The organism is Nonomuraea sp. NPDC049695 (genome assembly GCF_040674955.1).
Taxonomy (GTDB): Bacteria; Actinomycetota; Actinomycetes; order Streptosporangiales; family Streptosporangiaceae; genus Nonomuraea; species Nonomuraea helvata.
Genome location: NZ_JBFANV010000010.1, coordinates 110,088 through 134,628, shown reverse-complemented (window position 1 = coordinate 134,628; position 24,541 = coordinate 110,088). Strand labels below are relative to the sequence as shown.

General features: G+C 73.0%; 24 protein-coding genes. 18 read left to right on the top strand and 6 right to left on the bottom strand.

What is annotated here, in order from left to right; genetic code table 11:
• Positions 1-125 precede the first annotated feature (125 nt).
• Positions 126-1,115 (top strand): ABC transporter substrate-binding protein, encoded by a 990-nt coding sequence (locus AB0J64_RS12280; protein ID WP_364024724.1) that lies wholly within the window; start codon positions 126-128, stop codon positions 1,113-1,115.
• Here AB0J64_RS12280 and AB0J64_RS12275 read toward each other — a convergent pair.
• Together AB0J64_RS12275 and AB0J64_RS12270 are read right to left on the bottom strand one after the other, a co-directional pair.
• Positions 1,112-2,119 carry a nitrilase-related carbon-nitrogen hydrolase gene (locus AB0J64_RS12275; RefSeq protein ID WP_364024721.1) on the bottom strand — a complete coding sequence of 336 codons (1,008 nt, stop codon included), beginning with the start codon at positions 2,117-2,119 and terminating at the stop codon, positions 1,112-1,114. The genes AB0J64_RS12280 and AB0J64_RS12275 overlap by 4 nt on opposite strands.
• The gene (locus AB0J64_RS12270) at positions 2,116-2,913 is read right to left on the bottom strand and encodes a DUF1838 family protein (protein ID WP_364024718.1); all 798 of its coding nucleotides are present in this window, start codon (positions 2,911-2,913) and stop codon (positions 2,116-2,118) included. Before AB0J64_RS12270 ends, AB0J64_RS12275 begins: the two co-directional genes overlap by 4 nt.
• Before the next feature lie 304 nt (positions 2,914-3,217).
• Between AB0J64_RS12270 and AB0J64_RS12265 the strand changes: the two genes are divergently transcribed.
• From AB0J64_RS12265 to AB0J64_RS12250, 4 genes are read left to right on the top strand one after another with little or no spacing between them, the layout of a single operon-like run.
• On the top strand, positions 3,218-3,856 hold the full coding sequence (locus AB0J64_RS12265) for a helix-turn-helix domain-containing protein (protein WP_364024716.1): 639 nt from the start codon (positions 3,218-3,220) through the stop codon (positions 3,854-3,856).
• 3 nt (positions 3,857-3,859) lie between these two features.
• On the top strand, positions 3,860-4,147 hold the full coding sequence (locus tag AB0J64_RS12260; RefSeq protein ID WP_364024713.1) for a DUF6204 family protein: 288 nt from the start codon (positions 3,860-3,862) through the stop codon (positions 4,145-4,147).
• Between the two features lie 27 nt (positions 4,148-4,174).
• Complete coding sequence (locus tag AB0J64_RS12255; protein WP_364024710.1) at positions 4,175-4,741, top strand: XRE family transcriptional regulator; 567 nt, start codon at positions 4,175-4,177, stop codon at positions 4,739-4,741.
• A 14-nt stretch (positions 4,742-4,755) separates the two neighbouring features.
• Positions 4,756-5,283 carry a GNAT family N-acetyltransferase gene (locus AB0J64_RS12250; protein ID WP_364024707.1) on the top strand — a complete coding sequence of 176 codons (528 nt, stop codon included), beginning with the start codon at positions 4,756-4,758 and terminating at the stop codon, positions 5,281-5,283.
• On the opposite strand, the gene AB0J64_RS12245 is transcribed toward AB0J64_RS12250, so the two are convergent.
• Positions 5,267-6,106: a MurR/RpiR family transcriptional regulator gene (locus AB0J64_RS12245; protein ID WP_364024704.1), complete on the bottom strand. Its 840-nt coding sequence runs from the start codon at positions 6,104-6,106 to the stop codon at positions 5,267-5,269. The two genes, AB0J64_RS12250 and AB0J64_RS12245, sit on opposite strands and share 17 nt — an antisense overlap.
• Positions 6,107-6,171: 65 nt before the next feature.
• On the opposite strand from AB0J64_RS12245, the gene thrC reads away from it, so the two are divergent.
• The 8 genes from thrC (at position 6,172) to AB0J64_RS12205 (ending at position 12,838) form a co-directional block, all read left to right on the top strand.
• Complete coding sequence (gene thrC / locus AB0J64_RS12240; protein ID WP_364024701.1) at positions 6,172-7,236, top strand: threonine synthase; 1,065 nt, start codon at positions 6,172-6,174, stop codon at positions 7,234-7,236.
• Between the two features lie 121 nt (positions 7,237-7,357).
• On the top strand, positions 7,358-7,966 hold the full coding sequence (locus AB0J64_RS12235; protein ID WP_364024698.1) for a biotin transporter BioY: 609 nt from the start codon (positions 7,358-7,360) through the stop codon (positions 7,964-7,966).
• A 7-nt stretch (positions 7,967-7,973) separates the two neighbouring features.
• Positions 7,974-9,341, top strand: a complete 1,368-nt coding sequence (locus AB0J64_RS12230) for an AMP-binding protein (RefSeq protein ID WP_364024695.1) — start codon at positions 7,974-7,976, stop codon at positions 9,339-9,341.
• Position 9,342: 1 nt separating this feature from the next.
• Entirely contained in the window at positions 9,343-10,524 is a 1,182-nt protein-coding gene (locus tag AB0J64_RS12225) for a thiolase family protein (RefSeq protein WP_364024692.1), read from the top strand.
• A gap of 31 nt (positions 10,525-10,555) precedes the next feature.
• On the top strand, positions 10,556-11,230 hold the full coding sequence (locus AB0J64_RS12220) for an ABC transporter ATP-binding protein (protein WP_364024689.1): 675 nt from the start codon (positions 10,556-10,558) through the stop codon (positions 11,228-11,230).
• On the top strand, positions 11,227-11,832 hold the full coding sequence (locus tag AB0J64_RS12215) for an energy-coupling factor transporter transmembrane protein EcfT (protein ID WP_364024686.1): 606 nt from the start codon (positions 11,227-11,229) through the stop codon (positions 11,830-11,832). The genes AB0J64_RS12220 and AB0J64_RS12215 overlap by 4 nt, the downstream gene beginning before the upstream one ends.
• Before the next feature lie 50 nt (positions 11,833-11,882).
• Positions 11,883-12,227, top strand: a complete 345-nt coding sequence (locus AB0J64_RS12210) for a metalloregulator ArsR/SmtB family transcription factor (protein ID WP_364024683.1) — start codon at positions 11,883-11,885, stop codon at positions 12,225-12,227.
• Positions 12,227-12,838, top strand: coding sequence for an SRPBCC family protein (locus AB0J64_RS12205; protein WP_364024680.1), 612 nt, complete (start codon positions 12,227-12,229; stop codon positions 12,836-12,838). Before AB0J64_RS12210 ends, AB0J64_RS12205 begins: the two co-directional genes overlap by 1 nt.
• Here AB0J64_RS12205 and AB0J64_RS12200 read toward each other — a convergent pair.
• Complete coding sequence (locus AB0J64_RS12200) at positions 12,823-15,657, bottom strand: BTAD domain-containing putative transcriptional regulator (protein ID WP_364024677.1); 2,835 nt, start codon at positions 15,655-15,657, stop codon at positions 12,823-12,825. The two genes, AB0J64_RS12205 and AB0J64_RS12200, sit on opposite strands and share 16 nt — an antisense overlap.
• Before the next feature lie 144 nt (positions 15,658-15,801).
• On the opposite strand from AB0J64_RS12200, the gene AB0J64_RS12195 reads away from it, so the two are divergent.
• The 5 genes from AB0J64_RS12195 (at position 15,802) to AB0J64_RS12175 (ending at position 20,317) form a co-directional block, all read left to right on the top strand.
• Entirely contained in the window at positions 15,802-16,254 is a 453-nt protein-coding gene (locus AB0J64_RS12195; RefSeq protein ID WP_357617121.1) for a carboxymuconolactone decarboxylase family protein, read from the top strand.
• Positions 16,248-16,952, top strand: a complete 705-nt coding sequence (locus AB0J64_RS12190) for an SDR family oxidoreductase (RefSeq protein ID WP_364024674.1) — start codon at positions 16,248-16,250, stop codon at positions 16,950-16,952. Before AB0J64_RS12195 ends, AB0J64_RS12190 begins: the two co-directional genes overlap by 7 nt.
• Before the next feature lie 21 nt (positions 16,953-16,973).
• Complete coding sequence (locus AB0J64_RS12185) at positions 16,974-18,278, top strand: FAD-binding oxidoreductase (protein WP_364024671.1); 1,305 nt, start codon at positions 16,974-16,976, stop codon at positions 18,276-18,278.
• 12 nt (positions 18,279-18,290) lie between these two features.
• On the top strand, positions 18,291-19,496 hold the full coding sequence (locus AB0J64_RS12180) for an SGNH/GDSL hydrolase family protein (protein WP_364024668.1): 1,206 nt from the start codon (positions 18,291-18,293) through the stop codon (positions 19,494-19,496).
• 185 nt (positions 19,497-19,681) lie between these two features.
• The gene (locus AB0J64_RS12175; RefSeq protein WP_364024665.1) at positions 19,682-20,317 is read left to right on the top strand and encodes an SDR family oxidoreductase; all 636 of its coding nucleotides are present in this window, start codon (positions 19,682-19,684) and stop codon (positions 20,315-20,317) included.
• Between the two features lie 3 nt (positions 20,318-20,320).
• On the opposite strand, the gene AB0J64_RS12170 is transcribed toward AB0J64_RS12175, so the two are convergent.
• Positions 20,321-21,487, bottom strand: coding sequence for an SWIM zinc finger family protein (locus AB0J64_RS12170; RefSeq protein WP_364024662.1), 1,167 nt, complete (start codon positions 21,485-21,487; stop codon positions 20,321-20,323).
• Entirely contained in the window at positions 21,484-24,519 is a 3,036-nt protein-coding gene (locus AB0J64_RS12165) for a DEAD/DEAH box helicase (protein ID WP_364024849.1), read from the bottom strand. Before AB0J64_RS12165 ends, AB0J64_RS12170 begins: the two co-directional genes overlap by 4 nt.
• Between the last annotated feature and the right edge of the window lie 22 nt (positions 24,520-24,541).

The following is a 24,541-nucleotide window of genomic DNA, read 5'->3' as shown; positions in this document are numbered from 1 at the left end:
TTCATAGCAATTACCGCAAACTCTGCTGTACGATCATCGACTGTCCGCGTGACTGCCACCGGTTCTCGCTTGTCAGGGCGTTGAGCGCGGTCTTTCGTCCGCGTGACCTGCCAAGGAGAAACCGAATGGAATCCGGCTCTGTTTTACGCGCGTTCCTGGCGTTCCTGGCCGTCGCCACCCTCGCCGCGTGCGGCGGCACCGGCTCCGTCGCCGGCCCGGCCCCGCAGGGAAGCCTGGAGAAGACCACGCTGACCATCGGCGTCAGCCCCACGCCCTCCTCGGCGCCGGTGTTCATCGCCGACCGCAAGGGGTTCTTCAAGACCGAGGGCCTGACCGTCAAGACGGAGATCATCCAGGCGCCGCAGGCGGTCATGCCGAAGATCCTCAACGGCAGCATCGACATCTTCAAGGGCAGCTACGTCTCGCTGATCAACATCCAGGACAGCGGCGCCGCCAGAATGAAGATCGTTTCAGACAGCCTGCAGGCCGCGCCCGGCATCGCGGGCGTCGTGGTACGCAAGGACTCCCCGCTGCAGACGCCCAGAGACCTCAAGGGCAGGACGATCGCGGTCAACTCGCTGAACAACCTGGGCACGATGTCGATGAGCGCGCATCTGAAGGCGCATGAGGTGACGCCGGACCAGGTGAAGTTCGTCGCCATCGACTTCCAGGCCCAGCTGGCCGCGCTCACGAGCGGACAGGTGGACGCGGCGTGGATGGTGGAGCCGTTCCTGTCGGCCGCCCAGCAGGCCGGCGCCCGGTTGCTGCTCGACACCAACACGGGGCCCACCGACGCGCTGCCGATCGACGGTCTGGCCGCCACGGACGAATGGGTGGCCAGGCACCCGAACACCACGGCCGCCTTCCAGCGGGCGGTCGCCAAGGCGCAGCGCCTGGCCGCGACCAACCGCGCCGAGCTGGCCGAGGTCGTCCCGCTCTACACGCAGACGCCGAAACAGGCGGTGATGACCATGGCGATGGGCACCTTCCCGACCTCGCTCAGCGCCAAGCGCATCCAGCGGGTGGCCGACCTCATGTACGAGTTGGGCTACCTGAAGTCGAAGGTGGACGTGGCCTCCATGGTGGTGCCTGAGCCCGGCGAGGCGGCGGGCTAGCCGGAGCCGTACAGACGCTCGATCGTCTCCGCCTGCCGGGCCGTGAACCACGCGCGCTCGCGCACGCCCTGCGCCAGGCCGCCCGGCCGCTCGCCGTCGTGCCTGGCGTACTCCTCGGCCCACAGCCCGGTCTTCACCCGGCTCAGCAGATTGCTCATGCCGGTCCGCCGCCGCAGGCCGCGCAGCGCGTCCACGTCCAGGTCGGCGGCGGCCACGAGCGACTCGCCCGCGCCCGCCCGGGCGAGCACCCGCCCCTGGTGGTCGAGGACCTCCGAGCCGCCGTTGGTGGAGTCGCCGGGGATCGCGATGCCGCGCAGGCCGCCGCTGTTGGCCGAGACCACGTAGGCGAGGTTCTCGGCGGCGCGGGCGCGGCGGGCGATCGCCTTCGGGGTCAGCTCGGGCGAGGACGCCTCGGAGGTGGGGTGGCAGAAGACCTCGGCGCCGCGCAGGGCCAGCGCGCGGGCCAGCTCCGGCATGAGGATCTCCTCCGAGGCGAGCACGGCCAGGTTGCCGATCTCGGTGCGGGCCACCGGCAGCACGCCGTCGATGCCGTAGATCTCCAGGTAGCGCTCCCACACGTCGTACGGGCTCGGCGTGAACATCGAGTGCAGCCTGCGGTACCGCAGCACCGCCTCCCCTCGCGGGGAGAGGATCACCGAGGCCTGGAAGTACAGCTCGGGGAAGTGCTCGTCGCGCTCATAGGCGTTCACGCACAGGAACACCTCGTGCCGGACGGCGATCGCGGCCAGCGCCTCGTACTCGGGGCCACCCGGGTCGAGCGCGGCCTTGTCACGCCACTCCGCGAGGCTCTCGCGCATCGGGAACCCGGTCATGACGTACTCGGGCAGCACCACCAGGCGCAGGTCGCGCCCGAGCCAGGCCTTGCTGCCGCCGACCTGCTCGCCGATCCGGTCGATGGCGGCGCGGATGGCGGCGCGCGGATCAGGCGCGGCGTTGACGGCCCTGGTCTCCATCTGGAGCGCCAGGGCCGTGTACGCGGTCACGGGCGCCCGTTGGCCGCGCACCAGGAGGTCCAGGTGGTGGCGCCCTTGCCGAGCTGCTTGTTGTAGAAGGAGCTCCAGGAGTTCTCGCTGGCGCCGGGCGCGCTGGGGGCGCTCTTGTAGAGCGGGTGGTTCGCCTCGACCTCGGCGCGCAGCCACGGCTCGATCTCGGCGTAGGAGTTCAGCGACCAGCTGCGGGCGTGGTAGGTGAGCTGGCCGCGCACCTCGCTCTCCACCAGGCACATGAACGGCGCCCACGGGCTCGTACGCGCCCAGCTGATCTTCGTCTTCATCGCGCCCGAGGGAACGGTGCCCGGGTTGGTCCTGGCGGCCACCTCGCGTTCGTCGACGGAGAAGTCGAACATCTCCTGGGCCGCGTACACGCCGCCCACGAGCCCGAACCGTTCGCCGAGCGCGGTGCCGAAGTCGGCGCGCACGGGGATGTCGCTGGTCCACACGGTCTCATCATGCATCGTGCGCACCGGCGGGCCGACGTAGGAGGAGGTCACGTTGAACGGGCCGAAGTTCACCGTGTCGTTGTTGATGGGGATGACCGGATAGGTCTTCTGGTCGATCGGGTTCTTCCATTCCCGCAGGATCCGGGTGGGGTCGGCCGGGTCGGTGTAGAACACGATCTCGCGGGAGAGCTGGTAGAGCTGCGTCGTGTCCGGCACCCGGTACAGGCGCCTGATGTTGTAGCCCTCGATGTTGAAGAGTTTCTGGCCGTGCCGTATGGCCGGGTCGAGGCTGTTGCCTTCGACGTTCGCGTACACGCTGCCCGAAATCCGGAAAACCATATCCTTGCCGTCGGGCCGCCCAAAAGTTTGGAGCGAGAGAAGGCCGCTTGGGTCGGTGACCGTTTTGTAGACCGGTCCAGGAAATGTCGGATTATTGGCCCCGTCGTCTGCCGCCGCCCCCGCGGCGCTCACGCTGACGAAGAGCGCTGCGACGACCAAGGACCTGATGATTCTGCGCCTGAGCATGGGTGCACTCCGGACCGTCAAGGGGACTGAGGGAGCCCATTGTGATCATGCCCCGAGCGGCGCTGTCCACCGCCCCCTCAAACTGCAGTCCACTGAAAGTTTGAAGTAGACTCCAAGCATGGGTGAAGGGCTGCGGGAGCGGAAGAAGCGGCAGACCAAGCAGCGCATCTCGGACGTGGCCCTGGGGCTGTTCGTGGAGCGCGGCTTCGACAACGTCACGATCGCGGAGGTGGCCGATGCCGCCGAGGTGTCGGTGAACACCGTCTACAACTACTTCGCGGCCAAGGAGGATCTCGTCCTGCCGCCGGACGAGGCCTCACCGGATCGGCTGGCCGGCATCGTGCGGCAGCGGCCGCCAGGCCAGTCGGCGGCCGCCGCGGTGCTCGCCCGGCTGCGCGAGGAGGTGCGCGGGCGCGAGCGCAGCGTCGGCCTGACACCGGGCTTCGGGCCGGTGCTGGAGATGATGCGGGCCGCCCCCACGCTGGCCGCCCGGCTGCAGGACGTCGGTCACCAGATGACCGAGGCGCTGGCAGCCGAGCTGGCCGCTGAGACCGGCGCGGCCGGGGACGACCCCTTGCCCGGGGTGATGGCCTGGCACATCGGCTGCCTGCACGCCCTGGTCTACGCCGAGATCGGCCGGCGCACGGCGGCGGGGGAGCGGCCCGACGCGATCGCCGCGGCGGTCCTGGAGTTGCTGGATGTCGTGGAAGGCGTGCTGGGCGAGCAGGTGCTGGCCTATGCCGTACGAGAGGAGTAAGTGGTGTTCAGGGTGACGATCAGGGGCAAGTTCAAAGGGCTCGACGAGGACGGGCGGGCCGCCGTGCTGGCCGCGAGCGGCGCCGCCTACACCGAGGCCGGGACGTTCACCCATGACGAGGGCGTCACGGCGTTCACGTTCCGGTGCCAGGTGCCGGCAGAGCCGGACGACGGCGAGGACGAGGCGGCGCTGGGCGCGATGGCCGCGCTGGAGGCGCACGGCCATCCGCACGAGATCCTGAAGCTCGCGGTGACGGACATGCGCGACATCAAGGTGCGGCGTCGGCGCTGATCCCGCATATGGGATATCTTCCCTGATATGAGACAGGCTGAGGGAGTGACCGCCCGGCTTGCCGGGCGGCTCGCGGAGCTGCGGCTCGAGCGTGGCTGGTCGCTGGAGGAGCTGGCGAGCCGGTCGGGCATCAGCCGCTCGACGCTGTCGCGGCTGGAGCGGGGCGAGATCAGTCCCACCGCCGCGCTGCTCGGCAAGCTGTGCAGTGTCTATGAGCGGACGATGTCGCGGCTGCTGGCCGAGGTGGAGGCCGAGCCGCCGGAGGTTGTACGGGCGGGGGCGCAGGCGGTCTTCAGCGACGAGGAGTCGGGGTTCGTCCGGCGCTCGGTGTCGCCGCCTCATCCCGGGCTGCGCGGCGAGGTCGTGGAGGCGACGCTCCGGCCAGGGGCGGACATCTCGTACGACGCGCCTCCGGTGCCCGGGCTTGAACAGCACATCTGGGTGCTGGAAGGGGCGGTGGAGATCACCGCGAACGGCCACACCCACACCGTCGAGGCGGGCGACTGCCTGCGCTTTCGACTGTGGGGCGCCTCCCGCTTCCGCTGCCCGGGCCCGTCCCCGGCCCGCTACGCCATCCTGGTCGTCCTCCCCTAGCGCCAAGGAACCGCATGCACACCATCGAACGCCTGTCCGCCGAGGAGTTCGACGCCTCCGTCAAGGACCTGGCCGGACTCCTGGTCGACGCCGTGGACAGCGGCGCTTCCGTGGGGTTCCTGGCGCCGTTCGGCCATGAGGAGGCCGCCGCCTGGTGGCGGGCGCAGGCGCCGTCGGTGGCCGAGGGCGGCCTCCTGGTCTGGACGAGCCGCGAGGAGGGCGTCATGACGGGCACCATCAGCCTCGTCCTGGCACGCAAGCCGAACGCCCGCCACCGCGCCGAGATCGTCAAGCTCATGGTCCACCGCGACGCACGCGGCCGAGGCCTGTCGCGCGCCCTGCTGGCCACGGCCGAGCGGGCCGCCCTGGACGCCGGCGCCGACCTGCTGCTTCTCGACACCGAGACGGGCAGCTTGGCCGAGAACGTCTACCTCACCGGCGGCTGGACCCGCTACGGCATCGTCCCGGAGTACGCCGGATCCCCGGACGGGACGCTCCAGGACTGCAGCTTCTTCTACAAGCGGCTCACAGCGTCTGCCTGAGCGCCTCGAGGTCGGCCAGGCGCCGGGCGGGCGCCAGACGCGCGGCCGCGGCGACGAGCAGCAGCTCGGTGACGGCGATCTCGTGCGCGAGCGGCGCGATCGGCCCGGCGGCCTCGCGCGGCAGCCTGATCAGCACCTCCGCCTCGGCCGACAGCGGCGACTCCCACGCGTCGGTGACGAGCACCAGCCGCGCTCCCCGAGCGCGTGCCGCCTGCACGAAGCGGGCGATGTCCGGCGAGTATCGCCGGAAGTCGTAGGCCACCACCACGTCCGAGCCGTTCAGGTCCAGCACCGTGCGGGCCCTGGCCTGCGCGGAGCCGGGCACCCGATGCGCGCCGGGGCGCAGGCTGGCGAGCTGGCGGATCAGGTATTCGGCGGCCAGCTCGCTCAGCGGCCCGCCCAGCGCCCACACGGTCCCGGCCTCGGCGAGCAGGGCCGCAGCCGCTTCGAGAAGCGGGTCGGTGGCGGCGGCGAGCGTGCCGTCCAGGCCCGTACGCAGGTCGTCGGCGGCGCGCCGAAGTTCGGGCGAGGCCGAGTGCTGTGCCGCGCCGGGCGATCCCGTGACGAACTCCAGCAGCCGCGACCGGTCCCGCGCCCCGTCACGCACGGCGGCCTGGAAGTCGGCGAATCCGGCGTACCCCAGGCGGTCGAACAGCCGCGACGCCGTGGGCGGGCTGACCCCGGCGCGCTCGGCCAGCGCCCGCAGCGAGCCCAGCGCCGCGAACGGATAGTCGTCGAGCAGCACCCGCACGATCGCCCGCTCTCCGGGCGGGAGCTCTGGATAGACGGCGCTGAGACGGTCGACCACCGGATCGTTCCCCACAATGACAAATGTTACATCATCGCCCTGTTGCCAAGAGACATGAAACGAGTGTTACGGTTCGGGGCATGAGAACCTGGCATGGCCTGATCGACAGCGACTACCGGCGCTGGCTGCCGGTCACCGCCGACACCCCGTCCGTCTCGCTCAACGAGGGCAACACCCCGCTCCTGCGTTCGGCGCACCTGTCGGAGCTCACCGGCTGCGAGGTCTGGCTGAAGGTCGAGGGCGCCAACCCGACGGGCTCGTTCAAGGACCGTGGCATGACGGTGGCGATCAGCCGGGCGGCCGAAGCGGGCGCGCAGGCCGTCATCTGCGCCTCCACGGGCAACACCAGCGCCTCGGCCGCCGCCTACGCCGCCCGCGCCGGGGTGACGGCCGCCGTCCTGGTCCCCAAGGGGCGGATCGCGCTCGGCAAGCTGGGCCAGGCCGTACGGTACGGCGCCGAGATCGTCGAGATCGACGGCAACTTCGACGACTGCATGCGCGTGGCCCGCGAACTGGCCGCGCACCACCCGATCGCGCTGGTCAACTCCGTCGGCAACGAGCTGCGCCTGGCCGGGCAGCGCACGGTCGCCTACGAGATCGTGGACGCCCTCGGCGACGCGCCCGACGTCCACTGCCTGCCGGTGGGCAACGGCGGCAACATCACCGCCACCTGGGGCGGCTACCGCACCTACCACGGCGCGGGTCTGGCCGGGCGGCTGCCGCGCATGTGGGGCTTCCAGGCTGCCGGGGCGGCCCCGCTCGTCCACGGCACGCCTGTGGCCGACCCGCGTACGGACGCCACCGCGATCCGCGTCGGCAACCCGGCCACCTGGGACGGCGCCCTCGCCGCCCGCGACGAGTCCGGCGGGCTGATCGCGGCGGTGACCGACGAGCAGATCTTCGCGGCCTACCGGCTGCTGGCCCGCCGTGACGGCGTCTTCGCCGAGCCCGCCTCGGCGGCGGGGGTCGCGGGCCTGCTCGACCGGCATGCGCGAGGCGCGCTGGAGCCGGGGCTGCGGATCGTGATCACGCTGAGCGGCAACGGGCTGAAGGACCTGGACGCCTCGCTGCGCGACGGCTACACCTCGATGGAGACGTCCTCGTCCACCTCCGACGTGGCCCGGGCCCTCCGTCTGGCCGCCTGACCCGCGCCCGCCGGGGAGGGTCGGTTGTGGGATCGGTATCGGTCGTTCGCAGATGAGCGGCCGGAAAGTTGTGGGATACCTCCATGCCTGAAGCAGGGTGTTCTGGTGTGGGATCGACGTCATGAAGGATGAAGGGAAGCAGCGCGGGTTCCCCACGGGCGACCTGGCGCGGGTGGCCGTGTTCGCGGCGCTGATCGCGGTGCTCGGCCTGCCGGGCTCGCTGAACCTGTTCGGCGACGCGGTCCCGATCACGCTCCAGACGTTCGGTGTGATGCTGGCGGGCGCGATCCTCGGCACGTGGCGGGCCGCGCTGGCGGTCGCGGTGCTGCTCGTTTTGGTCGCCGCGGGCCTGCCGCTGCTGGCCGGCGGGCGTGGCGGGCTGGGCGTGTTCGCCGGGCCGTCGGCCGGGTTCCTGATCGGCTGGCTCCCCGGCGCGGCGGTGACCGGCTGGCTCGTCGAGCGCGCGGGCCGCAACCCGGGCATCGTTCCCTTGGTGGTGGCGTGCCTGGTGGGCGGTGTCGGCGTGGTCTACCTGTTCGGCGTTCCCGTTCAGGCCGCGCTCACCGGCATCTCCCTGGGCAAGGCGGCGCTGCTCAGCGTCCAGTTCCTGCCCGGTGACCTGCTCAAGGCGGTGTTCGCGTCCGTCGTGGCCCGGGGCACGCAGCGGGCGTACCCGGACGCGGTGCCCGCCGTGCATCAGGAGCGGTTGCGTACCGGCGGGGGGCGCTGACCTCCCGATGCCCGTAGCAGAACATGTGATGCGGCACGCCGCCGAGCGTCCCTCGCGCCTGGCGGTGTGCGGCCCCGAGGCAGAGCTCACCTACGCTCGCCTCGCCGAGCGCGTCCAGGGCGCCGCCCGCCACCTGATCGGCCTCGGAACGGGGCCGGGCACGCTGGTCGCGATCGGCCTCGCGGAGCCGGTCGAGGCGCTGGTCGCCGTGCTCGCGGCGGACCTGGCGGGCGCGACGCCACTGGTGGGCGATCCCACGTGGGACCGGGAGCGGTGGTCGCGCGTCGCCCCGGCATCACCGTACGCGGCTCATGTGGACGCGCCGCTGCCGTACGTGCCGGGTCCCGACGTGCGGCATGAGCCGCGGCCCGGCGATCGGGCGTGGGCCTGCTTCACCTCGGGCAGCACCGGCAGGCCGCGCGCCGTCGTGCGCTCCCGCGCTTCCTGGACGGCGTCGTTCCCGCACCTCAGCGACCTCGCCGGGATCGGCCCCGACGACGTCGTCCTGGTCCCCGGCCCACTGGTGTCGAGCCTGTACGCCTTCGCCGCCGTGCACACCCTGGCCACCGGCGCGACGGCCCTCCTGCCCGGCCGCCGGCCCTCCAGGCCCCTAGGCGACCTGCTGGGCAGGGCCACCGTCGTGCACCTGGTGCCGCACCGGCTGCCCGACGTGCTGGCACGTCCGGGCAGGCTGCGCACGGCCGTGGTCGGCGGGGCGGCCCTCGACCCTGACGCGCGGGCCGCGGCCGGGCAGGCGGGGATCCGTGTCGTGTCCTACTACGGGGCGAGCGAGCTGTCGTTCGTGGCGGTGGACGCCGACGGGGGTGGATTGCGCCCTTTTCCGGGCGTCGAGATCGAGGTCCGGCCCGCGCCCGACAGGTCGTTCGGGGAGGTGTGGGCGCGTTCGCCGTGGCTGGCCGACGGCTACCTGGGTGACGCGGCCGGGCCGTTGCGGCGTGACGGCGACGGCTGGATGACCGTGGGCGACGTGGCGGAGCCGTACCGGGCAGGGGAGGTGCTGCGCGTGCGGGGCCGCGGTGACGGAGCGATCCAGACCGGCGGCGCCACCGTCGTGCCCGAGGACGTGGAAGAGGTGCTGAGGAAAGTGCCCGGCGTGGGCGACATCGTCGTGATCGGCTCTCCCCACCCGTCGCTGGGCTCCGTGGTCACCGCGGTCATCGAGGCCGAGCGCGCCTCGCCGCCGCCGCGCGCGCTGCTGGAGGCGATGGCCAGGGGCGGCCTGGACGCGGCGCAGCGCCCGCGCCGCTGGTACGCGGTGCCGAGCCTGCCGCGCACGCAGACCGGCAAGCCCGCGCGCGCCCTGGTCGCGGCCCGCCTGGCGGACGGCGACCCGGACATCCGGCGGCTGGCCTGACATGCGCGACGAACCCATGACCGCGCTGACCCGACGTGACGAACCCGTCATCGTGGCGGCGCGGCGCACTGCCATCGGCACGGCTGGGCACGCGTTCAAGGAGCTGAGCGTCGACCGGCTGGCCGCGCCCGTGATCGCGGCCGTGGCGCATGACCTCGCCGGGCGGCGGGTCGACGACGTGGTGCTCGGCAACTGCATGGGCCCGGGCGGCAACGTGGCCAGGGTGTCGGCGCTGGCGGCGGGCCTGGGCGACGAGGTGCCCGGTCTCACGGTGGACCGGCAGTGCGGCAGCGGCCTGGCCGCGATCCTGGTCGCCGCCCAGGCGGTACGCGCGGGGGAGATGGACCTGGTGATCGCCGGAGGGGCGGAGAGCGCCTCGACCGCGCCCCTGCGTACGCATCGAGGCTCCGCCGGGCCGTACCCCAGGGCGCCCTTCACCCCGGACGGACGGCCCGATCCCGACATGGGTCCGGCCGCGGAGGCGCTGGCGGCGGCACGCGGCATCGGCCGGGAGCGCCAGGACGCCTACGCCTGCCGCAGTCACGCCAGGGCGCTGGCCGCCCGGGAGGCGGGCCGGTTCGCGGAGGAGATCGTCCCGATCGGCGGGCGCCGCGACGACCAGCGGCCCAGGCCGCTGCGGGCGGCGTCGCTGGCCCGCCTGCCCGCGGCGTTCGTGGCGGAAGGTACAGTTACGGCCGGTAATTCCTCCCCGGTCAGTGACGGCGCCGCGGCCGTGGCCATCGTGCCCGAGCGGCTGCGCGCTGGCCTGCCGGGGATGCGGCTGGTGGCCGGGGCCGTCGTCGGGTGCGATCCCGAGCTGCCCGGCTGGGGCCCGGTGCCCGCGGTGCGGCGGGTGCTGGCGCGTGCGGGGGTGGAATTGGAACGGGTCGCGGCAGTGGAGATCGTGGAGGCGTTCGCGGCACAGGTGCTGGCGGTCACCGACGCGCTCGGGCTCGATCCCATGGGCGACGAACGGGTGTGCGCCGACGGAGGCGCGCTGGCCCTGGGGCATCCGTGGGGCGCGAGCGGCGCGGTCGTGGTGACCAGGCTGTTCAGCCGCCTGGTCCGCGCGGGCGCCCCGCCGGGGACGCTGGGCCTGGCCGCGGCCGCGGTCGGGGGCGGGCTCGGGGTGGCCGCCCTGTTCGAGGTGGTCGGTCCCGGCCGGGACGGAGGGCCGGCATGAGCAGGGGTTCCGGCGTTCCAGGCGGTACGGCGTGATCGAGTTCGCCGACGTGCACGTACGGCTCAACGATCGGGACGTACTGCGCGGCATCACCGCCACGCTGCCCGAGCGCCGCGTCGGCGTGGTCGGCGCGAACGGCTCGGGCAAGAGCACACTCGCCCGCCTGATCAACGGCCTGGCCCTGCCCACCTCGGGCAGCGTCACGGTGCTCGGCCTCGACACCCGCCGCCAGGCCGCCAGGATCAGGAGGGCTGTCGGGTTCCTGTTCACCGACCCGGACGCGCAGATCGTGATGCCGACGGTGGCCGAGGACGTGGCCTTCTCCCTGCGCCGCAAGGGCCTGGCGCGCGAGGAGGTCGAGCGGCGCGTGCACGACGTCCTGGCCAGGTACGGCCTGGGCGACCACGCCGACCACCCCGCCCATCACCTGTCGGGCGGCCAGAAGCAGCTGCTCGCCCTGTGCGCCGTCATGGTGCTGGAGCCGGACATCCTGGTCATGGACGAGCCGACCACGCTGCTCGACCTGCGCCACTCCCGCCAGGTCGCCGAGCTGCTGCGCGAGATGCCGCAGCAGGTGGTGGTGGTCAGCCACGACCTGCCGCTGCTGGCGGACTTCGACCGCGTCCTGGTGCTGGACCAGGGCAGGATCGTCGCCGACGGCACCCCGGACGAGGCCGTCGCCCACTACCGGAAGATCATGGCGTGAACGGCCTGACCGGGGCCTACGTCCCCGGCGACTCGCCGCTCCATGGGCTGCCGGCCGGGGCCAAGCTGGCCGGGCTGGCGCTGGGGTGCACGGCGCTCGTGCTGTTGGGCTCGCCGCTCGCACTGGCCGGGGCGGCGGCCGTCGTGGCGGGCCTGTACGCGCTGTCGCGGGTCGGGGTGGCGGCGGCCTGGGCGCAGGTCAAGCCGGTGCGGTGGTTCGCGGTGGGGCTGTTCGGGATGCAGTGGGTGTTCGTGGACCTGCAGGGGGCGGTGTCGGCGACGCTGCGCGTGGTGCTGGCCGTGGCGCTGGCCGGGCTGGTCACGCTCACCACCCGGATGTCGGCCATGCTGTCCACGCTGGAACGCTGCCTGGCCCCGGCGAGGTTCGTCGGCCTGGACCCGTTCCGGGTGTCGTTGCTGCTGTCGCTGACCGTGCGGAGCGTGCCGGTGGTGGCGGCGCTGGCCACCCGGGTCCGCGAGGCCCAGCGGGCCAGGGGCGTCGAGCGCAGCCTGCGTGCCTTCGCCGTGCCGCTGGTGGTCAGCTCGCTCCGGCACGCCGACGCCCTCGGCGAGGCGCTCAGCGCCCGCGGCCTGGACGACTGACCTCTATACCGGGTTTGACTTATATAAGCTGGCCCTGAAATACTCGTGCGGTGCACGCATTCGACGTCCTCGGCGATCCGGTACGACGGCGGATCCTGGAGTTGCTGGCCGGCGGCGAGCAGAGCTCGGGCGAGCTCACCGCCGTCATCCAGCATGAGTTCGGCATCTCCCAGCCGGCCGTCTCCCAGCACCTGCGGGTGCTGCGCGACAACGGCTTCGCCAGCGTGCGAGCCCAGGGCACCCGGCGGCTCTATGCCGTCGAGCCCGGGCCGCTGCAGGAGGTCGATCTCTGGCTGGAGCGGTTTCGCGGCTTCTGGAGCCAACGGCTGGACGCGCTGGCGACGGAGCTGGCCCGCGGCAAGCGCGAGCGCCGCCTGAACGAAAAGGACACGTGATGGATATTGTCGACGAGCTGCTGAAGGCTCAGCGCGAGCTGAAGGACGGCGACGTCAAGACCGTGGTGCTGCGACGGCACTTCGACGCCGAGATCGAGGACGTGTGGGACGCCTGCACCGAGGCCGACCGGCTGAACCGCTGGTTCCTGCCCGTGACCGGCGACCTGCGGCTCGGGGGCACGTACCAGCTCCAGGGCAACGCGGGCGGCGAGATCCTGCGCTGTGAGCCGCCGAGCCTGCTCAAGGTCAGCTGGCTGTTCGGCGAGAACCCCGGCTTCTCCGAGGTGGAGGTGCACCTGTCCGCCCAGGACGGGGGCACGCTGTTCGAGCTGCGCCACAGCGCCGAGATGCCGCCGGAGATGTGGGACCAGTTCGGGCCCGGCGCGACCGGAGTGGGCTGGGACCTGGCGCTGCTGGGGCTCGGCCTTTACCTGACCATCGGCGGCCGGGGCGAGATCGACGCGAACACCTTCCACGAGACCACCGAGGGGCGGCGCTACATCACCGAGAGCAGCCGGGCCTGGGGCGAGGCCCACCAGGCCGCGGGCGGGGCGCCCGACCAGGTGGCCGCCGCCGTCGCCGCCACCACCGCGTTCTACGCCCCCGAGTAGGACGCCCGCGCGGGAGTCTCCGACATGGAGGGGAGCCGGGCGATGGCTTCGCGGGCGCGCCTCTCCTCGCTCCGGTTGCTCAGCTCCACGGCCAGGTCGAGGGCGGCGGTGTGCAGGCGTACGGCCTGGCCGGGGTCGCCCATGGTCGCCGCGATCTCGGCCAGGCTGTTGAGCGCCTTGGCCTCGCCTCGCCGGTAGCCGAAGCGCCGATACAGCTCCAGCGCCTGCTCGTGGTGGTCGCGGGCCTCGGCGTGCCGGCCCAGCCGCGTGCAGGCCACCCCGAGGTTGTCCAGGGCGTCGGCCTCGCCGCCTCGGCTGCCGATGTCCCGCGACAGCTCCAGCGCCTGGCGGTGCAGGTCGGCCGCCTGCGCGTGCTGGCCGAGCCGCTCGTGGACGATGCCGAGGTAGTCCAGCGTCACGGCCTCGCCGAACCGGTCGCCGATGTCGCGGAACAGCTCCAGGGCGCGTAGGTCCGCCTCCTTGGCCCGCTCGTGGTCGCCTTCGTCCGTGCCCACCCGCCCCAAGCCGACCAGCGCCCGAGCCTGGCCTCGGAGGTCTTCAGCCGTACGGCAGGCGGCCAGGGCCCGCTCGAAGTACTCGCGGGCGACGTCATGGCTGCCCTGCACCTGGTGTACCCAGCCGAGATCGGTCAGCGCCCGCCCTTCGCCGGCCGGATCCTCGCGGCATCGGGCGGCGTGCAGGGCCTTGCCGTACAGAGTGAGAGCATCGTCGTGGTGGGCGTGGTCGTAGAGATAGCGGTACAGCGTGGTGGCCAGCAGGCCGGTGTGCGCCGAGTCGCGATCGGCGGCCAGGACGAGGTTGGCTCGTTCGGCGTCCAGCCAGGCCAGCGCCTGCGGCGCGTCATGGAGAGGCACCGGCGGGCACACCGACCGCTCGATGCGCGGCCGCCGGTGGGCGCTGTCGGGGTAGAGCAGGTCCATGGCGTCCGACGCCGTGGTCAGCTGATGGCCGAGCAGCCGGGTCATCGCCGCGTGCGTGAGGTCCGGCGGCTCCTGTTCGGCCGCAAGTTGCGCGGCGTAGCGGCGGAGCAGGTCGTGGAAGACGTAACGGCCGAAGGCGCGCTGCTGGAGCATGTGCGCGTCCAGCAGGTCCTCCAGCAGATCCTCGGCGCGTTCCACCGGGAGATCGCCGAGCGCGGCGGCCGCGTGGGGTTCGATGTCGCGGCCGGGGTGCAGCCCGAGCAGGCGGAACAGCCGCTGCTGGTCGACGGTGAGCTGACGATACGACAGGGTGAACGCCGCCGCCACGCCGCGTTCCGAGGTGGCCAGCTCGGTGAGCCTGCGGCGCTCGTCACGCAGGCGTTCGGCCAGGTGGGCCACGCTCCAGCGCGGGCGGTGCCGCAGGCGGGTGGCGGCGATGCGTACGGCCAGCGGCAGGAACCCGCACAGCAGCAGGACCTCGGCGACCGCCTCGGGCTCGGCCGGCGCGCGCTCGCCCACGATGCCGGTGAAAAGCGCGACGGCGTCGGGTAACGGCAGCACGTCCATGGACACGGACCGCGCGCCGTCCAGGTCGGTGAGCCGCTGGCGGCTGGTGATGAGCACCAGGCTGTTCGAGACGCCCGGCAGCAGGGGCCGGATCTGGGCGGCGTCGGCGGCGTTGTCCAGCACCAGCAGCACCCGGCGGCCGGCCAGCTCGGCTCGCCACAGAGCGGCCCTTTCGGTCATGGACGCGGGGATGCGCTCGGTCGGCACGCCGAGCTGCCGCAGCAGCACCTCCAGTGCTTCCGCGGCCTCGAGCGAGCGCTGGCCCGCTGTGTGGGCGTGCAGGTCGATGAAGAGCTGACCATCGGGATAGCGTTCGGCGAGGCGGTGCGCGGCATGGACGGCCAGGGCCGTTTTGCCGATGCCCGCCATGCCGTCGATCACGGAGATCGTCACCGCCTGGGAGGAGGGCTCGCACAACTCCTCCACCTGGACGGCGCGGCCGGCGAAGTCGGCGACGTCGTAGGGCAGGAAAGCCGCCACCGGCCTGGCCGCGGTGGCGGCGGGCGGCTCGGCCTCCGCGGGCCGGATCCGGGCAGCCGCGGGCGGCTCGGCCCCCACGGGCCGGATCCGGGCGGCCGCGGGCGGCTCGCCGCGCAGGACGGTCTCCTCCACGGCCAGGAAGCCGTGGCCGGGGTCCAGTCCCTGCTCGTCGGCGAGTCTGCGGCGGTAGTCACGGCCGACGGCCAGCGCGTCCGCCTGGCGCCCGGCGCGATGCAGGGCCAGCATCAGCTGCCCGGCCAGCTTTTCCCGCAAGGGATGGGCGGTCAGCTCGGCGGCCAACTGGTCAAGGAGCTCGGCGTGCCTTCCGGTGGCGAGTTCGAGCTCCGCCAGTCGTTCGACCGCGCCCAGCCGCCGATCCTCCAGCCGGGCCCTGGCGCTCTCGACGAAATGGGCCTGGACGCCGGCGAAGGCCGGTCCGCGCCACAGGGCGAGCGCTTGGCGCAGCATCCGTACGGCCGTGGTCGGCTCGGACTCCGCCGCGGCCACGAGCATCGCGAACTCCTCTAGGTCGAGCTGCCCAGCCGCCGGAGTGATCACGTATCCGGCCGGCCGGGTCTGGACCAGGTGGGCCGCGTCCGCCGCGCGCAGCAGGCGGCGCATCGCCGTCAACGCGGCGTGCACCTGCGCACGGGCGGTGTCCGGCGGTGTCGGCCCCCACATCGCGTCGGTCAGCCGCTCGACGCTCAGCACGACACCGGCGTTCAACAGGAAGTAGGCCAGGAACGCGCGGTGACGCGGCGCCAGAACAGGAAGCGATCGGCCGCCGGCGGACACCTCGACCGGACCCAGGATCGCAAACCGCACATCCACCCACGAATCCTACATTTGCCTCAATGGCACCAGACGCCACAGCAGGCCCATCGGCCATGCATCGAAAGCGCATCGCCAACGTATTAACGGCCCTCCCCATGCTGGTCACATCAAGCGATCACCGCTCATGAGGAGAGAACCCCCATGCAGGCACGCATGAAGAACCCTGCCCTCGTCCTGCCCGGCGCCATGAAGGCGCTCATGGACCTCACCAAGGCCACCGATCAGGCCGGACTGCCCAAGATCACGACGGATCTCGTGCTGCTGCGGGCCAGCCAGATCAACGGCTGCAGCGTCTGCGTCGACATGCACGCCAAGGACCTGCGCAAGGCGGGCGAGAGTGACGAACGGCTGTTCGCCGTGGCGGCGTGGCGCGAGGCGCCGTACTTCACCGAGGCCGAGCGCGCCGCGCTGGCGCTGGCCGAGGAGGTCACCCGGCTCGCCGACGGAGGCCAGGTCAGCGACGAACTGTGGGACGAGGTCGCCGACCACTACTCCGAGGCCGAGCTCGCCGCGCTGATCATGACGATCTCCACCGTCAACCTGTGGAATCGCCTCAACGCCAGCACCCGGCAGATCGCGGGTGCGGCATGGTAGCGGTCGCGCTCGTCACGGGCGCGAACAAGGGCATCGGTTTCGAGATCGCCCGCCAGCTCGCCGAACAGGGCATCACCGCGATCATCGGGGCCCGTGACGAGGAGCGGGGACGGGCCGCGGCCGAGCGGCTCGGCGTGCCGTACGTGCGGCTCGATGTCACCGACGCGGAGAGCATCGGCGCCGCGGCGAAGTGGATCGAGCAGGAGTACGGCAAGCTCGACATCCTGATCAACAATGCCGGGATCATGATCCCGGACGGGCCGCCGAGCCAGAGCACGACCGCCGAGGCGCGCCGGGTCTACGAGACGAACGTGTTCGGCGTCATCGAGGTCACCAACGCGATGCTGCCGCTGCTGCGCCGCTCGCCGGCGGGACGCATCGTGAACGTCTCCAGCGAGCGCGGCTCGATCGGGGGCTCCCTGGACCAGGACCATCCGCTGTGGCCGATGCTCAACCTGGCCTACTGCTCCTCCAAGGCCGCCCTGAACATGATCACCGTGTCCTACGCCAAGGAGCTGTGGGACACCCCGATCAAGGTCAACACGGTCGACCCGGGCTGGGTCAAGACCGACATCAACCACAACGAAGGCATCAAGACCCCCGAAGAGGGCGCCGCGCCGATCGTGGCCATGGCCCTGCTGGACGCCGACGGCCCCACTGCCACGTTCGTCCAGCACGAAGGCCCTCTTCCCTGGTGATCCCCGAAGGAGACAAGAATCATGGATCTGCGTAATGCCGTCCGGGGGCGCGTGCTGCTCCCCGGTGAGGACGGATTCGACGCGGCGGCCGGCCCGTGGGCGGTGGGCGTCCCCCAGCCGGTGGCCGCCGTGGTGGAGGCCGAGGACGCCGCCGACGTGGCGGCGCTGGTGCGGTACGCCCGCGAAGCCGGGCTGACGGTCACCGCTCAGCCGTCGGGCCACGGCGCCTCGGGCGATGTGCAAGGTGTGATCCTGCTGCGCACCGGCCGCCTGGACCGGGTGGAGGTCGACGCGGAAGCGCGCATCGCCCGGGTCGGCGCCGGGGTGCGGTGGGGCCGGCTGCTGGCCGAGACCGGCACATACGGACTCACCGGACCGGCCGGCAGCAGTCCGGCGGTGACTGTGACGGGGTTCGTCGCCGGTGGCGGGGTCTCGTGGTTCGGCCGCAGCCATGGCTGGGCCGCCGACTCGGTACGTGCCTTCGAGATCGTCGACGCCGACGGCAGGCAGGTGCGGGTCACCGGCGAATCCGACGGCGAGCTGTTCTGGGCGCTGCGCGGCGGCGGCGGCGACTATGCGCTGATCACCTCGATCGAGCTGGCGCTGTACCCGGCGCCCAGCGTGTACGGCGGGCGGATCGTCTGGCCGGCGGCCCGCGCGGGCGCGGTGTTCGACGCCTTCCGGCAGATCACCGCGGACGCGCCGCGCGAGCTGTCGGTGTGGATCAACCGGATGGCCCCGCCGCCGCCCGCCCCGCCGATGGTCTCCGTGGACGTGACCTACCTCGGCGAGGATGCCGAGGCCAAGGCGCTCCTGGCCGCCTTCGACGAGATCGGCGGCAGCCTCTCCGACAGCCGCGGCGTGATGGACATCGCCGACCTGGGCACGATCGCGGCCGAGCCGGTCGAGCCCAGCCCCATGCTGGCCCGCACCGAGTTGCTGACCGGCCTGGACGCGGCGACGCTGGAGACGCTCAGCGGCGCCGACCTCGCGCCCCTGCTGAACCTCCAGGTCCGGCATCTGGGCGGGGCGCTGGCCGAGGCCGATCCCGCCAGCGGCGCGGGCGGCGCGCTGGCCGAGCCGTACCTGCTCTATCTGCTCGGCCTGCGGCTGCCCCACCTGGTCGACGCGGTGCAGGGCAAGCAGGCCGCCCTGATCGCGGCGCTGGGCCAGGCGGTCAGCGGGCGCAAGCCGTACACCTTCCTCGCGCCGGGGGAGAACGCCGCCCAGGCCTTCCCCGCAGACACCCTGGCCCGGCTGCGCGAGATCAAGCGCCGCCACGACCCCTATGGCACGTTCCGCGCCAACTTCCCCGTCCTGGACTGAAAGAGCAGCAACATGTGGAAAATTGCGACTGCCGCCGCGCTGACCGCCGCCATGACGGCAGCACCCGCGCCGGTCAGCGCCGAGACCGGCAGGTGGACGGCGGCATGGGCGAGCGCCGTCCAGCAGCCGTCGCCTGACGTCTGGTATCCCACCTGGGCGGAGAAGGGCTTCTCCGACCAGTCCGTACGGCAGGTGGTCAAGGTCACCGCCGCCGGACCGACGGTCCGGATCCGGCTGTCGAACGCCTACGGCGGCACCCCGCTCCGGCTGACCGGCGCGAGCGTGGGCCGGGCCGGCGCGGGCGCCGCCGTCCGGGCGGGCACGCTGCGGCCGCTGACGTTCGCCCGCTCCGTCTCGGCCACCATCCCGGCCGGTGGGCAGGCGGCCAGTGATCCCGTCCGGCTTGCGGTCAAGGCGGGCGAGCGGCTGGCGGTGACGCTCTACTTCCAGGGCGACACCGGCCCGTCCACGTACCACAACCTCGCCCAGGCCACCTCCTATCGCGCCTCCGGCAACCACACCGGCGACACCGGCGCGGCCGCCTTCGCCGAGACCAACAGCTCCTGGTTCTACCTGTCCGGCGTGGACGTGCACGGCGGCGGGGCCGCCGTGGCGACGTTCGGCGACTCCATCACCGACGGATACGCCGCCACCCAGGACGCCGACGACCGCTACCCGGACGCGCTGGCCCGCAGACTGGGCGGGCGGCGGCCGGTGCTCAACCTCGGCATCGCCGGCAACCGGCTGCTCAACGACTCGGCATGCCTGGGCGAGCGGGGAGTGGAACGCCTCCGCTGGGACGTGCTCGACCAGCCCCACATCAAGACCGTGATCGTGCTGGAGGGCATCAACGACATCCTGCTGGGCATGCGGGAGCCCACGCCCTGCACCACGCCCGCGGTCAAGGTCGGCGCCGACGACCTGATCGCCGGCTTCCGGCAGCTCATCCGCGCCGCCCACGCGCGAGGCGTCCGGATCGTCGGCGGCACCATCCTGCCGGCCGAGCTCACCGGCGAGGCCGAGGCCGTCCGTGACACGGTCAACACGTGGATCCGGACCAGCGGCGAATTCGACGCGGTCGCGGACTTCGAGCGCGCCGTCGCCGATCCCACCGCCCCCGACCGCATCCGGCCGGCCTTCGACAGCGGAGACCACCTGCACCCCAACCCGGCCGGCTACCGGGCGATGGCCGACGCGGTGGACCTGCGCACCCTGTGAAGCAGTACAGCGCCGAGCACCCCGAGACTCACCGTACTGGGGTGCCCGGCTCAGTCTGAGCGTACGAGGCCGCCTCACGGACGCCATCTCGCGCAAGGGCAGGCGCAGGAAGATCTTTGAGCGCCCGCGGCGGCGCCCCGCGAAGTAGGGTGAGTGAATACTCACCAACTCTGGAGGCGGCATCGATGAAGCTCGCGGTACTCGGAGCGACCGGTGGCACGGGGCAGCAGCTCCTGCGCCAAGCACTCGACCTCGGCCACGAGGTCACCGCCGTCGTACGCGACGCGTCCAGGCTCCCCGCCGACCTGCGCGGGCGCCTGGACGTCGCGCAGACCGACGTGATGGACCCCGGCGCGATCGCCTCCGCGGTCAAGGGCCGCGACGCTGTGCTGTCGGCGATGGGCGCCCGCGGGCGCGGCCCCACCACCGTGCAGTCCGGCAGCATCGCCGCCGTGATCAAGGCCATGACGCAGACGCAGGCCCGCCGCGTCCTGATGGTCAGCGCCGGCGGGCTGGTCGCCGGCGCCGACGACGGCCTGTTCACGCAGTACGTGCTCAAGCCGCTCGTGCAGCGCATGTTGCGCCACTCCTATGCCGATCTGGCCGAGGCCGAGCGGCTGCTGCGCGCCACCGACCTGGACTGGACGATCGTCCGGCCCTCGCGCCTGACCGACGGCGGGCGCAGCGCCCGCTACCGCACGGCCCTCGACCGCAACATCAGAGGCGGCCTGAGCACCACCCGCGCCGACCTGGCCCACTGCATGCTGAACCTGATCACCGACCAGAGCTCCATCCACCGCGTCGTCTCGGTGGCCTCGTAGTCCCTATCCGGTGACGAGCGCCGAAGGGTCGCGCTCGGGCGGCCCGGCGGGCCACCATGCGCCGTCGCGCATCGTGAAGGGGTACCAGCGGCCGTCGCGGCCGTAACGCAGCTGCAGAGCGCCGAGGGTCCAGCGGTTGCGCCACGCCTCCACCTGCGGCGGGCGCTCGCCCTCCCATCCGGCTTCGAGCAGCGCCTGCGCCCTGGCCAGGTCCTGGCGGGGCGGCGTCCAGGCGCTCTCGAGCACGTCCACGCCCTGCGGGCCGCCGTACCTCCATGCCTGCACCGCCGCCTCGAGCCCGAGGTCGAGCCCGTGGTCGGCGGCCAGGCGCACCCGGTCCTGGTACTCGGTGAGCTCCGGCAGGCGCCCGTGCAGCAGCACCTCGCGCGCCCGGGAGGCGGCCGAGGCGGCCAGTACCCGCAGGGCGGCCACGTCCACGCCGGGCGCCGGATCCCCGCCGGACGCCCGGCCCGCGGGCGCGTCCAGGGCGGGCGGGGCGAAGGCGACCTCCAGCGGCGGGGGATCGGGCAGCGATGGCACACCGGCCGCGTACGCCTCGGCCACCGCCACACCCCCGGCCGGCCGCGCGGCGTCATCGGCCGGTGCCTCGTCGCCGGGCGCGCCGCGGCGCTGGAGCGCCTCGATCAGCTCGCGCTCGCCGCGCCCGCGCATCAGCAGCAGCACGAACGGGTCCGCGTCCAGCAGCCACGACGCCTGGTAGCACAAGGCGGCGGCATGCTTGCAGGGGTGGCCCCAGTCGGGACAGGAGCACTCAGGCTCCAGGTCGCCGACGGCGGGCAGCAGCGGCACGGCGGCGTCCTCGGCGGCTTCGACCAGGTCATGGGGCATGTCGCGGTCGAGCAGCGCGGCTATGTGGCCGCTCTTGGCGGCGACCTGGTCGAGGAAGCGTTCCCAGGCGGCGTCGGTGAGCTGCTCGACGCGTACGACGGTGTCGTACTCGCTCTCGGCTACGGCGGCGAGGCGCCCGGGGCTGACGGTGATGGGGCCGATCTGCCCGGTCTTGGCGTAGCCGCGGCCCTTGCGCAGCAGGCCGTGATCCAGCGAGGTGTCCTCCATGGCCTGGACCCAGGCGCGCCCCCACCAGGAGGTGGCGAAGCGGGCCCCGGCGCGCTGCGGAGGGAAGGCGGGGAATCCACGTGCGTCGGTCATCTCAGCTCCACGAGAGCGGCAAGTTCGGCGTCGGTCAGCTCGGTGAGGGCGGCTTCGCCGGAGGCGAGCACGGCCTCGGCGAGCGCGCGCTTGGCGGCGAGCATCTCGGCGATGCGGTCCTCGATCGTGCCCTCGGTGATCAGGCGGTGCACCTGGACGGGACGGGTCTGGCCGATCCGGTAGGCGCGGTCGGTGGCCTGGTCCTCGACGGCCGGGTTCCACCAGCGGTCGTAGTGGATGACGTGGTCGGCGCGGGTGAGGTTCAGGCCGGTGCCTGCGGCCTTCAGCGACAGCAGGAACACCGGGGCCCGCCCGTCCTGGAAGCGGGCGACCATCTCCTCGCGGCGGGGGACCGGGGTGCCGCCGTGCAGGAGCTGGGTGCTGACGCCCCTTGCGGTCAGGTGCCGTTCCATGAGGCGGGCCATGGTGACGTACTGGGTGAAGACCAGCACCGCGCCGTCCTCGGCGACGATGGTGTCGACGAGCTCGTCCAGCAGCTCCAGCTTGCCCGAGCGGCCGGGCAGGCGCGGCTCGCTCTCGTGCAGGTATTGGGCGGGGTGGTTGCAGATCTGCTTGAGCCCGGTCAGGAGCTTGACGATGAGGCCGCGCCTGGCCATGCCGCGCGCGTCGGCGATCTGGGCCATGCTCTCGCGTACGACGGCCTCGTACAGACCGGCCTGCTCGGTGGTGAGCGCGACGGGACGGTCGGTCTCGGTCTTGGGCGGCAGCTCGGGCGCGATGCCGGGGTCGCTCTTGCGGCGGCGCAGCAGGAACGGCCCGACCAGCCGCGACAGGCGCTCAGCGGCTTCGCCGTCACCGGACTCGACGGGCTTGGCCCACCGCGCCCTGAACCTGGCCGGCGGGCCCAGCAGCCCCGGCGTCGTCCAGTCGAGGATGGCCCACAGCTCCGACAGGTTGTTCTCCACGGGGGTGCCGGTCAGCGCGACGCGGGCGGCGGCGGGGATCTCCCGCAGCGCCTTGGCGGTGCCGGAGGCGGGGTTCTTGACGTGCTGGGCCTCGTCGGCGACCAGCAGACCCCATGGGTGCGCGGCCAGGCGGGCCGCGTCCATGCGCATGGTGCCGTACGTGGTCAGCACGAACCCGTCCTCGGCCAGCGTGCGGCTCGACCCGTGAAAGCGGCGCACGGGCACGCCGGGCGCGAACCTGGCGATCTCCCGCTCCCAGTTGCCCAGCAGCGAGGCCGGGCACACCACGAGCGTCGGACCGTTACCTGAGCGGTGCAGATGCAGGGCGATGAGCGTGATCGTCTTGCCCAGGCCCATGTCGTCGGCCAGGCAGCCGCCCAGGCCGAGCGAGGTGAGCCGGGCCAGCCAGCGCAGCCCGGCCAGCTGGTAGTCGCGCAGCGTGGCGGCCAGCCCGCCGGGCGGATCTGCGTCGGCGGGCTCGGACAGGCGTTCGCGCAGCTCGCGCAGCCAGGCGGTGGGCTCGACGGCGACCTGTTCACCCTCGACCTCGACCGTGCCGGTCAGGGCGGCGCCGAGCGCCTCGATGCCGGTCAGGGGCTTGAGGTCGCGTTGGCGGGCCTTGCGTGCCAGGTCGGGGTCGATGAGGACCCACTGGTCGCGTAGCCGTACGACGGGGCGGTGCGCCTCGGCCAGCCGGTCCATCTCCTCGGCGGTCAGGCGCCGGCCGCCGAGGGCGAGCTGCCAGTCGAAGCTCGTCAGGTGCTGCCCGCCGAGGAACGACGGCAGGTCCGACGGCTTGCTGTCGCGTTCCCCGATGACGGCGCGGGCGCTGAGGCCGCGTACGAGGGCCTTGGGCCAGTGCACCTCGACTCCGGCGGCGGCCAGGCGCTCGGCGGCTCCGGCCAGGAGGTCCTCGACGTCGCCGTCGGTGAGCGTGAGCTCGTCGGGGACGGCGCTGTCGAGCAGGCGCTCAAGGCGGGGCCAGGTGCGGGCGGCGCGGCGTACGGCCAGGGTGGCCTCGATCCTGGCGCGGGGGCCGAAGCCCCGGTCGTGGCCGCGCCACAGGTCGGCGGCGTCGACGACGAGCGAGGGGTCGGCCAGGCTGTGCAGCTGCACGACGGCGCGGAACTCGGCGGCGGCCAGGTCGTCGGCCTCCAGGCGCAGCGACAGCCGTACGCCGGAGTCGAGCCCGGCCGCCATCTCCTCGGCCCAGGGGCGCAGGTGCGGGACTTTGACGGGTTTGGCGGCGGCGTAGGCGGTCAGGCCGGTGGCCCGTACGGCGCCGGGGGAGCGGGGCATGGCGTCGGCGACCGCGTCGAGGAACGCCCGCACCAGCGGCTCCGCCTCGGGCAACCGCACCTCACCCGGCTGCTCGTCACCGGCGCGGCCACCCGTCTCGGCCAGGTGGGCGGCCTGCGCCTGTGCCGGGTTCCCGGCGCGGTGCTCCGTCACATCGGCCAGGTGGGCGGCCTGCACCTGTGCCGGGTCCCCGGCGCGGTGCTCCGTCACGCCCGCGGCACGCGGCGTATCGGCGTCGGCGGATGCCGGGCTCCTCCGGCCGCGCGCATTCGTCCGGCCGCCGTGCGTATCCGGCCCGCCGCCGGGTGTGGAGGCGGGCCGGTCGTTGTGAGTCGGACCCAGGGCGTCCCGTGAAGTCGCGCTCGGGTCGCGGCCTGCGGTCCCGGGGCCGGGTGAGGTCCCGTCGGGGTGGAGGGGGAGGGCGCGGGCCGAGGCGGGCATGGCGGCGGCCAGTTCGCGGATGCGCTGGATGTCGGCCGCGTCCAGCGGCCCCGCGCGCCAGGAGTCGTGGTCGCCCGCCGTCACCCCCGGCAGGATGCGGCCCCGGGTGACGAGCTGGAGTGCCACCAGCGCGACCGCGCCCCAGAAGCGGGCCGCCGGGTGGGCCCGCGGGTCCATGCGCGCCCTGGCCAGCGCCGCAACCGCCTCGCCCACCGGGACGAGCGTGGCCGCGACCTGCCGGGTGCCCCCGTCGGGCTCGGCCACCGTCACCGTGGACGGCCCGTCCGGGTCGAGGAAGACCATGTTTCCGGACCTGGGCGGGTCGCCGGGTTGGAAGACTGCCGAGTGCCGTACCAGATCCGTCATAGAGGTCACGGCCGTACAGTGT

Coding starts and splice junctions, on each gene's coding strand:
- AB0J64_RS12280 (WP_364024724.1), top strand. CDS start 126: ATGGAATCCGGCTCTGTTTTACGCGCGTTCCTGGCGTTCCTGGCCGTC.
- AB0J64_RS12270 (WP_364024718.1), bottom strand. CDS start 2,913: ATGGTTTTCCGGATTTCGGGCAGCGTGTACGCGAACGTCGAAGGCAAC.
- AB0J64_RS12265 (WP_364024716.1), top strand. CDS start 3,218: ATGGGTGAAGGGCTGCGGGAGCGGAAGAAGCGGCAGACCAAGCAGCGC.
- AB0J64_RS12255 (WP_364024710.1), top strand. CDS start 4,175: ATGAGACAGGCTGAGGGAGTGACCGCCCGGCTTGCCGGGCGGCTCGCG.
- AB0J64_RS12250 (WP_364024707.1), top strand. CDS start 4,756: ATGCACACCATCGAACGCCTGTCCGCCGAGGAGTTCGACGCCTCCGTC.
- thrC (WP_364024701.1), top strand. CDS start 6,172: ATGAGAACCTGGCATGGCCTGATCGACAGCGACTACCGGCGCTGGCTG.
- AB0J64_RS12235 (WP_364024698.1), top strand. CDS start 7,358: ATGAAGGATGAAGGGAAGCAGCGCGGGTTCCCCACGGGCGACCTGGCG.
- AB0J64_RS12230 (WP_364024695.1), top strand. CDS start 7,974: ATGCCCGTAGCAGAACATGTGATGCGGCACGCCGCCGAGCGTCCCTCG.
- AB0J64_RS12225 (WP_364024692.1), top strand. CDS start 9,343: ATGCGCGACGAACCCATGACCGCGCTGACCCGACGTGACGAACCCGTC.
- AB0J64_RS12205 (WP_364024680.1), top strand. CDS start 12,227: ATGGATATTGTCGACGAGCTGCTGAAGGCTCAGCGCGAGCTGAAGGAC.
- AB0J64_RS12195 (WP_357617121.1), top strand. CDS start 15,802: ATGCAGGCACGCATGAAGAACCCTGCCCTCGTCCTGCCCGGCGCCATG.
- AB0J64_RS12190 (WP_364024674.1), top strand. CDS start 16,248: ATGGTAGCGGTCGCGCTCGTCACGGGCGCGAACAAGGGCATCGGTTTC.
- AB0J64_RS12185 (WP_364024671.1), top strand. CDS start 16,974: ATGGATCTGCGTAATGCCGTCCGGGGGCGCGTGCTGCTCCCCGGTGAG.
- AB0J64_RS12180 (WP_364024668.1), top strand. CDS start 18,291: ATGTGGAAAATTGCGACTGCCGCCGCGCTGACCGCCGCCATGACGGCA.
- AB0J64_RS12175 (WP_364024665.1), top strand. CDS start 19,682: ATGAAGCTCGCGGTACTCGGAGCGACCGGTGGCACGGGGCAGCAGCTC.
- AB0J64_RS12170 (WP_364024662.1), bottom strand. CDS start 21,487: ATGACCGACGCACGTGGATTCCCCGCCTTCCCTCCGCAGCGCGCCGGG.
- AB0J64_RS12165 (WP_364024849.1), bottom strand. CDS start 24,519: ATGACGGATCTGGTACGGCACTCGGCAGTCTTCCAACCCGGCGACCCG.